Genomic DNA, 14,451 nt, shown 5'->3' with positions numbered 1-14,451 from the left:
CAAGAAACTCACCTGTCACGAAATCGTCACGGGGGCGAGCCGAACGCTTCTGTAGAGCCTCCCCTCTCACCCTTATCGGAAGCATTCTCTTTATCGTGCCTTTATCGAACGATCTGTCGCCACAGCGTCTGGCTATCGATCGCTGACCTTCAGCTCCAGCACGTCGGGTCTCGCATAGTGCCCCACCACATCGTGCTCCATTTTGCAAGCAGCCGGAAGATTCATATCGAGTTCTGCGAAAATGATCGTTTCCCGATCCCAGACGGGCTCCGTTATGTAATGGCCATAGGGATCCACGATGCAGCTTCCACCGCGGCACACCATTTCCGGTAGCTGGGAAATCGCCTCCATTTCATGAAGGTCAGAGGGGTAGGAGCTTTTTCCCACAATCATATCCGCATTGACAAAATAGCACTTACCCTCAATGGCGATGTGCTGAATTGTTGCCTGCCATTCGGGATTATCGTTCGTGTTCGGCGAAATATAGATGGTGACCCCCTTTTGGTAGAGCGCCACCCGTGCAAGCGGCATATAGCTCTCCCAGCAGATCAGGGCACCGATAGGCCCCCAGGGCGTTTGAGTAACAGGGAAATAGCCCTTATCGGCATCGCCCCAAACCACCCGCTCAGAACCCGTCGGCTTGAGCTTGCGATGCACCCGGTAGGTGCCGTCGGGCTCGAAAATGACATTGCTGTTGTACAGCGTCCCACTGACCGCATCGCGCTCTGAGAAGCCGAGACTGATATAGGCATCCGTCTTTCTGGCCGCATCGGCAAGGGCCTGAAACTCCGCATCGCCCGCTACCACGGAAGCGTCGTAATAGCGTTTCCAATCGGACCGGCCGGCTTCTGTCCGCTTGCCCATGCTAAAACCGAAGTCCATACCGATGGGATAGCCGGGGATGAAAAGCTCCGGGAATACGATCACGTCGGGGTTTTGGGACGCACTTTCCTCGATGCAGTCAAGAGCTTTTGCCAGGGACGCCTCCTTATCGAATAGAACAGGCTCCGCTTGCACCAACGCAATTTTGCAGACAGGATCGATGTCTCGCATACCAATAGCTCCTTCACTCGCATCAATGTATCGGTCAATTATAAAACTTACCGCACTCGTAGGACTGTCCCGAAACAGCAACATTCCCGACGCGGAGCAAAACCGCAGACCGGAATTTACGAGCAGCTTCCCAGAGGTTCGCCCCGCCTCTCGGACATCCTGCAGGAGCTCCTCGATTTTATCAGTCGACAACGGCCGAGCCTCCCCTTAGGTTCGATAACTTCCAAGCGGCCACCGCGCCACCGACACACACCGCAGCGTTAAGGAGCCATGCAGCGGCATAGCTCGCACCTCCAACTCCCATTTCCCCCTGGGCGGCTGTCATGACTCCTACGGAGACCAGCGACCCGAGGGATGCCGCCAATTGAACAGCCATGGTCATTATCGTAACACCTATAGCATGTTGAGAAGCAGGCAGGCGTCGCAGACCGACCGTTTGGAACGAGGCGCCCGTCATGCCACATCCAACAAACACGACGAGCGCACCAGCCAGCACCAGCGGCACGCTGGCCGTAAGGCCGGCGGCCATCATAAGCAGCGAACCGGCAACTGCCACCCCCAGCCCTCCCGGTAGCAAAGGACGAGGGTCTTTCCGGTCGAGCATACGGCCGCCCGCCAACGATGCCAGGGCATAGGCGACCACAAGCGGCCCCATGCAAAACCCCGCTACCGTCGACTCCCAATGAACCTGCTCTCCGAGGAACAATGGCACCATCACATTCAGCGAGAAGTACACGCTCATGGTCGTTACCACCAGCACCGCCGCTCCCGCAAACCCGCGGCTCTCCACCATCCTCCTCGGGCTGAACCGCGCATCCGGCCCATGAGGCATCGGCATCCTACTTGGAACTGTCGCGCCCCAGCAGCCAATGAGCACCGAGACGACAAGTGGTACGATAAACACGCTGCGCCACCCCCACGCATCCACCATCACGCCCGTCACCATCGGAGCAGATGCCGGCCCCAAGGCGATCATCCCATTACCGATAGCGAGAAACGTTCCCAGTCGATGCGAGGGCACCATCTCCAAGATAGCATTCATCATGAGCGGAATAAAAATACCCGTGCCCACCGCTTGAACGAGGCGGGCCGTCACAAGCCAACCGAAGACGGGCGCTCACCACCCCGCAAGCGACCCCGCCGCGGCATACCAAAATACCTGAGTGGCGTAAACCCGAGTCACGTTGAGAACGCCGATGTTCTCCGCAAACGTGGTCGCCGGCGGGGCGCCCAAAAAACCTGCCACCGTGGTGGCTAAGCCGTCCCCCAATAGCGAGCGCCAAAGCAGAGCAAGGCCGTGCCGATGCCGGAGCACATCACCGATACCGAGGGGGAGAACCCCATGAGCGTGGGCACTAGCACCGTCGCCCCGAACATCGAGAGGAAATGCTGCAACCCCAAGGGAAATGCCCGATACCAGGGAAGCTTCTCTTCGATATCAACCGCTTTTCCACCCATAGGGCACTCCCCTCGTTGCTTTGTTGCACGCCGGGCAAAAAGCGCGAAAGTGCCCGGCGCCATATTTCACCTAATGAGATGGATCCTTAGGGCTCCACCAAACCGTCGTACACCTCGACCGTTCCCGAGCCCTTCCCGGTCGAAGGCGTCTCAACAACCGCCTCGGCAGCCTCCTTAGGCAGAACCAGGTTCAGCATCACCGCCAATACGGCGGACAGAAGCAGACCGGGCACGTTGAACGAACCCAGCGGAATAGATACGGCCCTCATCGCGGCCAATACGCCCGTAGCCATTACCCTTTGCGCCGCGCCCATTGCCTTGGTGGACGTGGCCATGTTGCTCATGTGGCTGTGCTACTTCGGATACTCGAAGGTGGGTGCACTGGCTCTCATGCTGCCTGCTCCTATGCCTGCGGGTCCGCATTGTACTTAGGCATTGTCACCTGCGGCCCTACAGTTATGGCAATATGCGCTGCTGCGGCCCCCGTCGTATCGGCATTCTTCTTTGTCCGCTTCGTACGTGCTTCGTCCCTGCAGGCGACTACGGGACTGTTCCAGGAAATCGACGACCCGTTCGACCGCAAGGCGGTGCCGGTCAAATTGCCGTCCTCTCTCCACCGGCTCACAGCGGGTCTGTCCCTCTACGCGTTTGCGTTCGCCCTCTATTCCTGTCGCACCGCCACCTCCGAACACCCCTTCACCAGCGGACCGCAAGTTCAGGCCATCGCAAGCATCGTGCTGGCGCTCGTTATGGTGGCCGCCGTACATTTGCTCAACGAGAACCGGGGGCCGTACGCGCTCTACCGCAGCGTTCCCTTACTATTCGGAGGCGGGTTTCTCCTCGAGTTATGCGACGGCTTCTCGGCAACACTCACGACAGGCCTCGGATTGTTCGCCATCATTACCGCCTCTTCTCTGGTGTTCACCGACAAGGCCGCCGACGCGCTAAGCACCATAGCCAATCAGCGGGCCCAGCAGGAGGCAGCGGAAGCGCGGCCGGACAAAATGGCATTTATAGCTCCTTTTGCCAATGCCCATGGCCTCTCGAAGCGAGAAACGGAAGTGCTCACTTGTCTCATTCAGGGCCGCACCATGCAATACACAGCAGAGAAGCTCTTCATTGCCGAGTCGACTGCCCGTACCCATGTGCACAAAATTTATCAGAAGACCGAATCTCAGGGCCGCATGGAACTGCTCGATTGCTTCGAGCAGTTCTGCGCGGAACAAGACGGCAGCCGCACAAGCGGCCGCCGTCGGTAAAACCTTACAAATTGTCGGGACGCCCTCCGCGCTCGGCGCCGCGGGCCCCGCCCATGGTGTTGCTCGGCGTGGTGGAGGCCGTGAACTCGGTGGCCGCGTCGTTCACCGTGAGCGTGCAGGTTTCGCCCTCCTGCATGCCCGGGACCGACACGAGCACGCACTGGAACGACTCGCTGGCCCTCCAGGCGACCAGCTCCGCACCGGCGCTCCCAGTCACGACGAGGGCATCGCCCTCGTTGCCCGCAACCATCACCAAGGCGAAGGGCTGGGTGCTCCCCTCCGAGAAGGTCTCAGCCATGCCAGCGCCTCCAGCCAAGATGACCGTGCCGCCCGTCACCGTGGCGCCGTACTCGTAGTCCAGCGCGCTGTCACCGGCACCGGAGCTGGCGCCGACAAGCTCGCCACCCGTAACTTCCACATAGCCGTTGGAATCCACCGCGTCGCCACCAGCGTTGATGGTCACTTTGCCGCCGTTGATCTGGATGAGGCAGTCCTCGCTGGCGTTGGCCGCCAGGGGGCCGCTGCCCGCGCCGCCGCGGCCGCCGCGACCGCCGAAGTCGCCGTCCTGGGGCATCTGGCCGTCGTCGGGCATCTGCCCGGGCTCGGCGCCTTCGGGAAGTTCGGGACGCTCGCCATCGGCCCACTTGCCACCTTGACCGCGCTCGGGCCGCTCGCCGTCTGCCCCCTCGGGACGCTGGGGCATCTGGCCTTCCTCGACGCCTTCGGGCAACTCGGGACGCTCGCCGCTTTGGGGATCGAACCCCTCGGAGGCCTCGGGCATCTGACCGGGCTCCGCGCCCTCGGGCAACTCCGGCCTCTCGCTCTGGCCGCCCGGCGCACCCGACCCATCGGCACCGTTCAGGCCATCGGCGTCGCCGCTCTTACCGGCAGCATTGGGATCCTGCCCCGCGGCCGCCGCGCCATCAGAACCGTCGGTCATCCCGTCCGTCGTCGCGTCGTTGGAGTCGCGCTCGGCCACCGCGGCATTGATGCCGTCATCGGACGCAGTGATGTTCAGCTCGCCGTCGTTGACGATCACTTCCTGGGCCTCGATGCCCTCTTCGCAGCCCACCACCGTGAACGTGCCGCCATCCATGGTGAACTTCGTCTCGGGATTCATGCCCTTGCCGCCGGCCTCCACGACGTAGGTGCCGCCGCTCATGGCCGCCTCCACATCGGAGCGCAGGGCGTGATCGGCCGCCTTGATCTGCGCATCGCCGCCGGCCAGGCGCAGGTACGTGGCCGCCTGGAAGCCCTCGTCGCCCGCCTCCACGGCGAACGTGCCCCCATCGATGGACACAAAACCGCGCGTCGGATCCTCGTCGTTGTTCGACTTCACGCCGTCGCCTCCAGCCGTGATGGCGAAGGAGCCGTCGGCGATCTTCACGCAGTCCTTGCCGCGCAGACCGTCCTCTTTGGCGGTCACGGTAATTGCGCCGCCCGTCACGACGAGGTCGTCCTTGGAGTTCACGCCGTGGCGATAGTTGCCCTCGACGGTCAGCGCGCCCGTGCCGTTGATGGTCAGGTCGGCCTTCGAGTACAGCGCGGCGTTGGGCTCGTCCTCCCCTTCCGCCAGCTCGTAGCTCGCGCCGTCGGCCAGCGTGTTCTGCGAACCCGCGGCCAAGGTCACGAACACCTTATCGGCCTGCTGAATGTTCAGTGCCGGCCCCGCCTCGTTACGAATGGAGGCACCGTCGAGCACGATCTGCACCTTGTCCTGGTCACCGGCGTTCACCACCAGCGACCCAGCCATTAGCTCTCCAGTCACCACGTAGGTGCCTGCGGCGGTAATGGTCACCGCAGTGCCTTCCACCGCAGCGCCTTCACCAGACACCGTCGCGCCCTGGCCCGCCAGCGCAATCTTCGTTGCCGCGGCCTCATCGTAGGAAGCGTCCTTGTCGCGGTCGGAGTACGCGAAATCCATGCCGGGGATGTCGATGAGCGACGCCCAGTCCACCCCGTCAGTCGCGCCGTTGTCGCCTTGGGCCTGGTTCCCCTGCCCCTGCTCGGTTTTCTCGCCGGCGTCCCCGGCGGCTTCTTCGAAGGTGCCGCCCGTGCACCCGGCCAGCGCCAGCGATCCCGCCAGCGCCACAGCCAAGGCTCCACGACCCCAAGCCCGTCGTCGCGCCACGCAAGCGCCCATCATTTCGTTTGTCTTCAACATCAATTCTCCCTTTGATCGTTCGTCCTTATGGTCTTGCACTACTATTGGGTCTATCTCCCTAGGTGCTTTCCGGCATCGGTGCTCGCCGACCTCTGATCGCCCCGCGAAGAACGCGGCCGTTAAGAAATAGCTTCTACGTCAGCAGCAGCGATGCTGGGATGGTACCGACTCATGTGCGTTCCTTCCGCTATTTCTTTTGCCGCGTTCGCAGCGGGATAAAGCGATCAGCGGGCGGCGAGCACCGATGCCGGAAAGCACCTCGCGGAGTGCCCCGAGGACCTAAAGCGTCTCGCGCCCCTGCGGCGTCATCCCCAGAGATATCTTCAGATTCCCGTTCAGACACCGCAGCTCATCGATCATCGCTTTCTCAAGCCCCCGCTCGCGCAGGCGGAGCTGGTAGGTCAGCTGGAAGAGGCTGCCCATGTTGGTAGTCGTCACCTCGGTCAGCTCCGACTCGGCCGCATAACGCCCGAGCACCGCGTCGAACACGCCGTCATATTCCAAGTCTTCGGGAATGGTGATGCGCAGCGTCTTGCCCGGCTCACGCGGGCGGCCGAAGGGCGTCAGCACGAACAGCAGGTTCACCACAGCCACCACCACGGTGAACACGACGGCAAGCCCCAGAAAACCCATGCCCGTGGCCAAGCCGATGGCCATGGCCAGAAACACGCTGCCGATATCTTTCGCCGAGCCGGGAATCGAGCGGAACCGCACAAGGTTGAACACGCCCATGACCGCGATGCCCGCTCCCAAATTCCCATTCACCAGCGTGATGACCATCTGCACGATGAGCGGCAAGAGCGCCAGCGTCACCACGAAGTTCTTCGAGTAGCTGTGCCGGAACATGTACACACCGGCGCAGACCGCGCCCAGCACCACCGAGAACACGCAGCAGAGCAAGAAGTCCGCCGCCGAGACGGCCCCTACCAGCGATTCCGCTGTTCCGAACACTGACGAGAACGTTGATTCAAGCATGAGTTTCCTTTCTTGTTCATTCTCTGCCTACTCTTGCGAGCAACCTTCCAGACAATGCGCTCCCTCGTTTTGGGCAGGAATTCCGACTTGTTAGACTTCTTTGTTCTGAGCTTCGCCGAAAAGAGGGTCTGCGAGTGGGTTTTTCGCCTCAGATCGAATCGCTTTTCCTCCGTTGAAGGACCTTGAAGCTTAGCCCATGTCTAACAACTCCGTTTTTTCGCCTATTTCCAGGACTCGCATTTCCCGAACGGTTCACGCACCACCACGCATGGCCCTTCGATGATTTCGAGCGCGCGGCACAGCCGTTGCCATCTGATAAGCGTTGCCATACTTGGTAAATGAAGCCGAGTAGATGCGCTCGGCCGACAGCACGTCCACCAGCCACGGCGGGTAGGGCCCGGCGCTCTTTATCTCCATGACGGACTCGCTCGACTCGATGATGGGCCGCCATGGCGAACGGAAGCGATGACAGTCGAAATACGCCAAGCGGTCGTCGAAGGTGATGCGCAGATCGGCGTCGAATAGCTCGTCGCGCCCACGCGCCTCGCGTACCTCGGGCCGATAGGCCCAGGCCACACGATCGCAGGCGATGCCCATGGAGGGCGCCAGGGGCAGCCAACGGTTCATGGCCGCCTCTAGCTCGCGGGCGATCTGGCGCGTGGCCGGCGCGAGCGCCACGGCCGCAAGCCCCGCATCCGGCAGCGGCCAACGGGCACAGGCCTGCTCGTAGGGCAAGCCGCTCACGAAGGCCAGCGCCGCCGGCAGCGTCAGGGCGAGCCGCCGCTTGTACACGATGCCCTTGAACTTCTTCTTGATGCCAAAAAACACAGGGAAGCCCGCTGACAAACCGTTGCCCCGAAGCGCCTCTCCAGCGCACGGCCTGCACGCCTCGACACTTCCCACGGCATCCCCATCAGCATCGCCCATCGTCTGCAGCCCGGCGGCAGCAGGCGCCACTTGCAGCCCTGCGGCCGTCCTCGCCACTCGTAGCCCCGCAGCCACCCGCGTTTCCACTTCCCCATCGGAAAGCGGCAGGCCGCCTGGCTCACGCACAATCGGCCCGGCACCGAAAGCTCCCATGAGGGCCACCCCAGCCGCATCCCCGTAGGCGCGCAGACGCAGCTTCTCCTTATAGAGCGGCTTTTCCACCGAACGGGCGATCATGGCGCGCTCGGGCGTGTCCAGATACAAACTTGTGATGCGGGTGCGACCGTAATCATCAACAGCCATGAGGCGCTCCGCCGCCGCTTCCACAGCCGCACGCTCGGCCACATCGATGCGGTATTTCTTCTCCACGCGCTTGAACACGCTGTTGTAGGCGGTCACGGATACTCCTTCCTCGCTGGCCGCGGATCCTGATTCTCGCCGGTCCGCGAAACCTGGATCCCTCGCGAGCCGGCCCCAACAATAAGGGGACTTCCTGAAAACCGCCTGAAGCAGCCAATTCCTTTCAGGTTGCCTTCAGCTGGGCCGTTACAATGAACCTGGGCGCTCCATGGGGCCGCAACGGTCCCGGCGCGCACCGCGAAATACCGCAACGAGGCCCGAGATGTCGGCGCGCGACGGTTCTCGGCGGCAGCCCCTTACGGAAAGGATCACCATGCACGTTCTGGTCGTGGAAGACGACGCTCGCCTCGCCGAGGCGCTGGCCCGCATCCTTGAGGACAACGGCTATACTACCGACGTCGTGCACGACGGGGAGGCCGGCGTGCGCTACGGCGAGACCGGCACCTACGACGTCATCATCCTGGACGTCATGCTACCGAAGGCCGACGGCTTCACCGTGGCCCAGCGCCTGCGCCGAGCGCATGTGGGCACGCCCATTCTGCTGCTCACCGCCCGCGATGCCATAAGCGACAAAATCTGCGGCTACGACTCCGGCGCCGACGACTACATGACCAAGCCCTTCTCCCCCGCCGAGCTGCTGGCCCACTTGCGCGCCCTCACGCGGCGCCAGGGCGATGTCGTCTTCGAGACGCTCACCGTGGGCGATCTCACGCTGAATCTTGAATCCATGGATCTCACCTGCGGCGACGAATCCATCCGCCTGTCGCAGAAGGAGTTCGCCATCGCCCGCATCCTGCTCGGCTCGCCGGGAGCAGTGCTTTCGAAAGAGCAGCTTATCAGCCGCGCCTGGGGGCCCTCATCCAGCGCCAGCGACAACAACGTAGAGGCATACATCTCGTTTCTGCGGAAGAAGATGGCCCACGTGGGGTCGAAGGCGAAGATCGAGACTATCCGCTCGGTGGGCTACCGGCTCGCCGAGGAGGGCTAAGCGCCCATGGGCCTCCCTCCGAAACCGCGCCTCGCCTCCTGGCTGAACCCGAAGGGCGTCAGGACTCCGAAGCGCGCAGCCGACGAAGCCGCCCCCATGCTGCGCCAGCTGAGAACGAAGTTCATAGCCCTGAACATGACGCTGGCCGCCCTCGTGCTGGCCGCCTCGTTCGCCACTATCTGCTACGCCGACTACCGCGCCGACATCGACGACGTGCGCAACCGGCTCATGGCCGCCACGAGCCGCTCCCTGCACGAACCGCAGCTCATCCCCGACGCCGAGCCTTTCCATCGGGGCGAGGCCCCCCGGGAAGACGGCGAGAACGCCGCAGGCGCCGATGGCGCGGACGATGACGACAATCGCGCTGGAAACGAGGCGGCCGGTGGCACCGACGCGGACAACGACGCGGAAGGCACCACGAGCGGCAACGCAAACCCGGGCAAAAGCGTTGAAGGCGCGGAAACACCCGCAGAGGACGGCTCGGCCCCCGCTCCCACCCAGGATATCGGCGCCGGCACCAGCGATCCCGATTTCGCGCCGCCCCGCATCGGAGGCCCCGGCACCGCCGAGGAGGCCTCGCTGCCCGTGGCGGTCTACTACATTGCCGACCGCACGGTCATGCAACTGACCGACCGCTCGGGAGCCACCGTGCCCGAGGCGCTGCTCGTGCACGCCATTCCTGAAGTCGTCAGCGCTGAAGCGCCCTGGGGGTATCTGCCCGACGTCGGACTGTACTTCGCCAAGCATGAGGCAGGCCCCGACCTCATGGTGGCCTTCGCCGACGGAAGCGCCGCCGACGGCTGGCGCTCGCTGGCCCTCGTGCTCACCGCCGTGGGCCTAGGGGCGCTGGGGCTGCTGTTCCTTTTGAATCTCGTCTTCTCCCGCTGGGCGCTGCGCCCGGTTCAGCAGGCCTGGGCCCAGCAGCAGCAGTTCACAGCCGACGCGTCCCACGAACTGAAGACCCCGCTCACGGTCATCCTCGCCAACAACGCCATCCTGCGGCAGCGCGGCAGTGACACCATCGCCAGCCAGCGCCAGTGGATTGAGAGCACCCAGATGGAGGCGGAGCGCCTGCAGAGCCTCGTGACCGATATGCTCGATCTGGCCCGACCGACCCCGCAAGGCGCCCAAACCTCGGAAGGCCCCGCGGCCGTCGTCGACCTCAGCCGCCTTGTGGAGGGCGAGGCCCTCACCTTCGAGGCCGTGGCCTTCGAACGGGATCTTACCTGGCAATGCACGGTCGCGCCGGGCATTGCCGTACGGGGCAACGCCGCGCGCCTCCAACGGGCCGTGGCCGTGCTTTTGGACAACGCCTGCAAGTACACCGACCCCGGGGGCACCGTGGCCGTGACGCTGCGGGCTGCGACGGGAGATGCCGTCCTTTCCGTGCGCAACAGCGGCGAGCCCATCGATGCGGCCGACCTGCCCCACCTGTTCGACCGCTTCTATCGCGCCGACAAAGCCCGCACCCACAACGCCGTCGACAGCGAAAACGACGGCGCCGGCGGCTACGGGCTGGGGCTGGCCATCGCCCGCGACATCGCCCAAGCCCACAAGGGCACCATCGCCGTCACCAGCACCGCACAAGAAGGCACCACCTTCACTCTGCGTTTGCCCTTGGCATAAAACGCCCCCGGCGCCGTGAAGAGGATAGGGGCGCCGGGGGCTGGGGCAGATCGAGGTCGCGTGGCTGCCGGGGCGGATGCCGGGGCAGTCGGGAGATGCGACCTCTCCTGCTTTGCGGAGAAGTCTGAAGTTCGCCGCACGACGATCCCGTCGCCGCCGTGCGGGCTTCGGCGAGACGCCGTGGAAGGACGGCTCGCTAACGGCTCGCCGACTCCCTGCGCGGAGGGCCCCGGCGATCGGTGCGGCTCCCCTACCGTTCGAAGATGTCTCCGTTGAAGTCGAGGCGGAAGGTGTCGAGGATCTGGTGTGGGTTGTCGGTAAGGCTCACGGGGCGCGGCGTCATGACGTAACGGTGGCGGCTGCCGTCGGTGAGCCAGCTTACAGGCACGGCATCGAGCAGCGTGATGGCGCCGGCCGGGCACACGTCCCCACAGCTGCCGCACTTCACGCAGTCGCCCGGGGTGTGGGCAACGCCTAGGGTGCCGTCGGCGTCGTCGAACTTCGCGATGGCGCCGGTAGGGCAGAATGTCGCGCACATGCGGCAAGAAACGCACTTCGTGCCGTCGATGACCACCGCACCCCACAGGCGGGTCTCCAGCTTGCCGCTCGCAGGCTCCCCTAGCTGCGCCAATGCGTCCAGCAATCGCTCGCGCCGATCGGGAATAAAGTGCGGCAGCGTGCCGTCCTTCATGACATGGAGGGAATGGGCGGGACGGCGCAGGGCATCCGCCTCTACAGATGAACCGGTGAGAAATTCTTCAGCTTCGCGAACAGGCGGACAAGCCGGCTCTTGGGCAAAGTGGGCGTCGCGGGCAGCTTCGACGGCTCCGGTATCGACGCCATCAGCAAGAACGCCCACCGGAGGCACGTCGGTCACGACGATTTCCAGCTCGTTGCCCCAAGCGCCGAGCACCTGACGCGCCGTTTCGGCCACGAGCTCCGCCGTGTCGCGACCGTGGCGCTGGGCGCAACCCTCGCAGTCGCCGCAGAGCACCGTCACACAGCCCACGCCCTCGGCGGCGAGCCCCGCCAGAAGCGACTCATCTACGCGCCCTGCGCAAATCACGGACGCCGCAACACCAGGCACCAGCAAATCGCCCAAGGCCGCCTCCATCTGGCTGCAGACAATGACCACCTCGTCACCGCGCGCGGCGCGCAGGCAGGCGACCTTCAACTCGGCGTCCGACGGATTCAAAGATTCCAAAGCGCACGTGGGGCACACCGTGGCGCAGGTGCCGCAGCCGACGCATTTCGAGGCATCGATCACCAACTCGCCATCATCCAAAGAAATGCACCCTGAAGTGCACGCCGCCGCGCACTTCAGGCAGTCCACATTGCGGTTGCGCACCTTCGCGCACCGCTCCCGATGCACCCGAATGGCCCCGCTGTCCACGACCGTAAACGCGGCCCCCACATAGCGATGGGCCCCCGCATCAATCGTCTCAACCATTATCACTCCTCTTCCAAGACGGTCGGGCCTCTCCCAAAGCCCTCCCGCTCTTGCAGCTTAATATCACCTCGCGAGGCGGCCCGCGGAGCCCGTGATCGACGACCTCTGATCGCCCCGCGGAGAACGCGGCTCTTAAGAATCAGCTTCCACTTCAGCAGCAACGATGCCGGGATAGTACCGACTCATGTGCGTCATCTTCGCTGATTCCTTGGCCGCGTTCGCAGCGGGAAACAGCGATCAGCGGGCGGCGAGCACGGGCTCCGCGGGCCGCCCCCCCCCAACGAGTCGCTAGTCCAACTTTGGTTCCAAGTCGTCCATGACCGGATCGGGAATTTCCACGACGGTCTTGGCCGCCTTCTTGCCGACGAACACCGGCATAGTGATGGCCTTCGTGGGACACACGTCCACGCAATTGCGGCAGCGCGTGCAGTCGGCCATGGTGCGCAGCCCGAATTCGGGATGACGGATGTTGATGTCGGCGTCGCACACCTCGGCGCAACGGCTGCAGGAGGTGGCGCGGGCCGTCTCCAGGCACTTCTCATCATTAATAGTAGGCACAAACGTGCGCGAGAAGCGCCCGACCAGGTTCATGAGGGCCGAAAGCGGGCAGAAGTTGGAGCACCACTTGCGCAGCACCACCAGTTCGATGACGAGCATGGCCGGAATGAGAATGAGCCCGATGGTCGCGTCGCCGTGGGCGAAGGCGCGCCAGATGACGAGCACCGTGGCAAACGTGAGGCCCACCGGACACACGAGGCAGAACACCGGGAACCCGAACACGGCCGTGGAAAGCAGCGCGCCGCCGAGCACTGCGTGGCGCGAGTCCACCTTGCCGTGATGAACCGGCTGGCACTTACCGCAGGCGCCGCAGGCGTGGCCGTCCTTCGCAGCTTTCAAACTCGTCAGCTCCTGCTGCGAGATGGCCTTGATCTCGGAGTTCTTCTTCTCCGCTAGCTCGCGGCGTTTCTTGGGCGAGCGAAAGAAGTCGCGGATGCGGTCGATGAGCATGGTCGGGCACAGCCACGAGCAAAACGCGCGGCCGAACACGAGCACCAGCGCGGCGATAAGCACGAGCGACACCACCGCGCGGGGAATCATAGTCTTCGTGGCGATCATGGTGCCCAGCGCGCCCAAAGGGCACAACATCGAGAACGTGTCCCAACCGAAGCCGGACATCGTGCCCATGCTCACGCCGGCGACAAGCCCGGCGGCCATGCCGACGAACACCACGGCTCCCACAGCCGTGCGCAGCCGACGCGTCTTCAGCTTCGCGGCCAGCGCGTTCGCAGAGCCCTTCCCCTTCACGCCCGCAGCCTGAGATGAAACGGACGCTTCCGTAGTTTCCTTCTTCTGAGCCATAACTTACCCCCTTTAGGCCTCGATGGGGCGCACGACGATGGCGCGCTCGGTGGACTTGATGGAACCGGACGACAGCGACAGGCAGGCGGCCTGGCAGGCGCCGCAGCCGTTGCACTTGTCTTCCACGACGTAGGGAATGGGGTTCGCGCCGCCCTCGTCCTTAAGCTCGATGGCGCTGTAGTTGCAGGCGTCGTAGCAGTCGCGGCAGCCGGTCATGCGATAGGCCAAGCACGTGCGCGGATCGATCTCCGCCGTGCCGATGATGATGTCGCCCGTCTCGCCGGTCTCCGGGTTGCCCACCGTGTAGCTGGCGGGCAGCTCCAGGGCCGCCGTGGGGCACACGGCCGCGCACAAGGGGTTGCCGCCGTTCTCCTCGTAGCAGAAATCACAGTAGTTTCCCGTGTTGAAGTCGAGCATGGGGCTGCGCATGCCCAGCAGCCCGTCCTCGATTTTCGCCGGCACGATGGCCTCACGGGGGCACGCCTCGTAGCAGCGCTCGCAGCGGATGCAGCCGCTTACCAGATGGGCCTCGTCGGTGCCTCCCGGCGGTCGGTTCAGCGGGTTGTGGCCCGCGTAGCGCAAAGCGCCCAGACCCAGCAGCGCCGCCGTCGATCCCACGCCGATGAACAGCCCGCGCCGCGTGATGCCGCCACGCGGCGCACGCTTGACTTCGGCTTCGTCCTTCTTTTCCTCTTGAGCCATAGCAGTCTCCTCTTCACTCTTTGCTTAAATGGCTTTCAAATAACGGTTGCCGCGTTCTCCTTCACTCTTTGCTTAAATGGCTTTCAAATAACGGTTGCCGCGTTCTCCAACCGTAAAATCGTTATTTGCA

Annotated in this window: 13 protein-coding genes and 1 pseudogene; 3 read left to right on the top strand and 11 right to left on the bottom strand. The window is 63.8% G+C overall.

What is annotated here, in order from left to right; genetic code table 11:
- Positions 1-132: 132 nt before the first annotated feature.
- The 5 genes and pseudogenes from ACW4LP_RS04715 to ACW4LP_RS04695 all read right to left on the bottom strand — a co-directional run bounded on the left by ACW4LP_RS04715 (position 133) and on the right by ACW4LP_RS04695 (position 2,804).
- Positions 133-1,053 (bottom strand): carbon-nitrogen hydrolase family protein, encoded by a 921-nt coding sequence (locus tag ACW4LP_RS04715; RefSeq protein WP_455803517.1) that lies wholly within the window; start codon positions 1,051-1,053, stop codon positions 133-135.
- Positions 1,054-1,234: 181 nt separating this feature from the next.
- Positions 1,235-2,155: pseudogene (locus ACW4LP_RS04710) on the bottom strand (MFS transporter); the annotation flags it as partial.
- A gap of 15 nt (positions 2,156-2,170) precedes the next feature.
- A complete protein-coding gene (locus ACW4LP_RS04705; protein ID WP_417179791.1) occupies positions 2,171-2,299 on the bottom strand; it encodes a solute carrier family 23 protein in 129 nt (42 codons plus the stop codon).
- 8 nt (positions 2,300-2,307) lie between these two features.
- On the bottom strand, positions 2,308-2,511 hold the full coding sequence (locus ACW4LP_RS04700) for a solute carrier family 23 protein (protein ID WP_451918023.1): 204 nt from the start codon (positions 2,509-2,511) through the stop codon (positions 2,308-2,310).
- 86 nt (positions 2,512-2,597) lie between these two features.
- The gene (locus ACW4LP_RS04695; protein WP_173114531.1) at positions 2,598-2,804 is read right to left on the bottom strand and encodes a hypothetical protein; all 207 of its coding nucleotides are present in this window, start codon (positions 2,802-2,804) and stop codon (positions 2,598-2,600) included.
- 165 nt (positions 2,805-2,969) lie between these two features.
- Here ACW4LP_RS04695 and ACW4LP_RS04690 point away from each other — a divergent pair, with 165 nt between their 5' ends.
- The gene (locus tag ACW4LP_RS04690; protein WP_451918025.1) at positions 2,970-3,770 is read left to right on the top strand and encodes a LuxR C-terminal-related transcriptional regulator; all 801 of its coding nucleotides are present in this window, start codon (positions 2,970-2,972) and stop codon (positions 3,768-3,770) included.
- A gap of 4 nt (positions 3,771-3,774) precedes the next feature.
- On the opposite strand, the gene ACW4LP_RS04685 is transcribed toward ACW4LP_RS04690, so the two are convergent.
- The 3 genes from ACW4LP_RS04685 to ACW4LP_RS04675 all read right to left on the bottom strand — a co-directional run bounded on the left by ACW4LP_RS04685 (position 3,775) and on the right by ACW4LP_RS04675 (position 8,235).
- Positions 3,775-5,934, bottom strand: a complete 2,160-nt coding sequence (locus tag ACW4LP_RS04685) for a carbohydrate-binding domain-containing protein (protein ID WP_455803516.1) — start codon at positions 5,932-5,934, stop codon at positions 3,775-3,777.
- A gap of 279 nt (positions 5,935-6,213) precedes the next feature.
- Entirely contained in the window at positions 6,214-6,909 is a 696-nt protein-coding gene (locus ACW4LP_RS04680; RefSeq protein WP_455803515.1) for a DUF4956 domain-containing protein, read from the bottom strand.
- Positions 6,910-7,161: 252 nt separating this feature from the next.
- Entirely contained in the window at positions 7,162-8,235 is a 1,074-nt protein-coding gene (locus ACW4LP_RS04675; RefSeq protein ID WP_455803514.1) for a VTC domain-containing protein, read from the bottom strand.
- 274 nt (positions 8,236-8,509) lie between these two features.
- On the opposite strand from ACW4LP_RS04675, the gene ACW4LP_RS04670 reads away from it, so the two are divergent.
- Both ACW4LP_RS04670 and ACW4LP_RS04665 read left to right on the top strand, forming a co-directional pair.
- Positions 8,510-9,184 (top strand): response regulator transcription factor, encoded by a 675-nt coding sequence (locus tag ACW4LP_RS04670; protein ID WP_302222455.1) that lies wholly within the window; start codon positions 8,510-8,512, stop codon positions 9,182-9,184.
- Between the two features lie 6 nt (positions 9,185-9,190).
- Entirely contained in the window at positions 9,191-10,810 is a 1,620-nt protein-coding gene (locus ACW4LP_RS04665) for a sensor histidine kinase (protein WP_455803513.1), read from the top strand.
- Positions 10,811-11,060: 250 nt separating this feature from the next.
- On the opposite strand, the gene ACW4LP_RS04660 is transcribed toward ACW4LP_RS04665, so the two are convergent.
- From ACW4LP_RS04660 to ACW4LP_RS04650, 3 genes are all read right to left on the bottom strand, one after another.
- Positions 11,061-12,260: a 4Fe-4S binding protein gene (locus ACW4LP_RS04660; RefSeq protein ID WP_455803512.1), complete on the bottom strand. Its 1,200-nt coding sequence runs from the start codon at positions 12,258-12,260 to the stop codon at positions 11,061-11,063.
- Between the two features lie 288 nt (positions 12,261-12,548).
- Positions 12,549-13,619 carry a 4Fe-4S binding protein gene (locus ACW4LP_RS04655; protein ID WP_455803511.1) on the bottom strand — a complete coding sequence of 357 codons (1,071 nt, stop codon included), beginning with the start codon at positions 13,617-13,619 and terminating at the stop codon, positions 12,549-12,551.
- Between the two features lie 12 nt (positions 13,620-13,631).
- Positions 13,632-14,321 carry a 4Fe-4S dicluster domain-containing protein gene (locus ACW4LP_RS04650; RefSeq protein ID WP_227069483.1) on the bottom strand — a complete coding sequence of 230 codons (690 nt, stop codon included), beginning with the start codon at positions 14,319-14,321 and terminating at the stop codon, positions 13,632-13,634.
- Positions 14,322-14,451: the final 130 nt, after the last annotated feature.

The organism is Adlercreutzia sp. CNCM I-6215, from assembly GCF_977072315.1.
This window is presented reverse-complemented; position numbering and strand designations above follow the sequence as displayed.

Excerpts from the sequence above, each read along its gene's own strand:
- ACW4LP_RS04660 (WP_455803512.1), bottom strand. The coding sequence starts at position 12,260 with ATGGTTGAGACGATTGATGCGGGGGCCCATCGCTATGTGGGGGCCGCG.
- ACW4LP_RS04685 (WP_455803516.1), bottom strand. The coding sequence starts at position 5,934 with ATGTTGAAGACAAACGAAATGATGGGCGCTTGCGTGGCGCGACGACGG.
- ACW4LP_RS04670 (WP_302222455.1), top strand. The coding sequence starts at position 8,510 with ATGCACGTTCTGGTCGTGGAAGACGACGCTCGCCTCGCCGAGGCGCTG.
- ACW4LP_RS04680 (WP_455803515.1), bottom strand. The coding sequence starts at position 6,909 with ATGCTTGAATCAACGTTCTCGTCAGTGTTCGGAACAGCGGAATCGCTG.
- ACW4LP_RS04665 (WP_455803513.1), top strand. The coding sequence starts at position 9,191 with ATGGGCCTCCCTCCGAAACCGCGCCTCGCCTCCTGGCTGAACCCGAAG.
- ACW4LP_RS04690 (WP_451918025.1), top strand. The coding sequence starts at position 2,970 with ATGGCAATATGCGCTGCTGCGGCCCCCGTCGTATCGGCATTCTTCTTT.
- ACW4LP_RS04695 (WP_173114531.1), bottom strand. The coding sequence starts at position 2,804 with ATGGCTACGGGCGTATTGGCCGCGATGAGGGCCGTATCTATTCCGCTG.
- ACW4LP_RS04655 (WP_455803511.1), bottom strand. The coding sequence starts at position 13,619 with ATGGCTCAGAAGAAGGAAACTACGGAAGCGTCCGTTTCATCTCAGGCT.
- ACW4LP_RS04715 (WP_455803517.1), bottom strand. The coding sequence starts at position 1,053 with ATGCGAGACATCGATCCTGTCTGCAAAATTGCGTTGGTGCAAGCGGAG.
- ACW4LP_RS04650 (WP_227069483.1), bottom strand. The coding sequence starts at position 14,321 with ATGGCTCAAGAGGAAAAGAAGGACGAAGCCGAAGTCAAGCGTGCGCCG.
- ACW4LP_RS04700 (WP_451918023.1), bottom strand. The coding sequence starts at position 2,511 with ATGGGTGGAAAAGCGGTTGATATCGAAGAGAAGCTTCCCTGGTATCGG.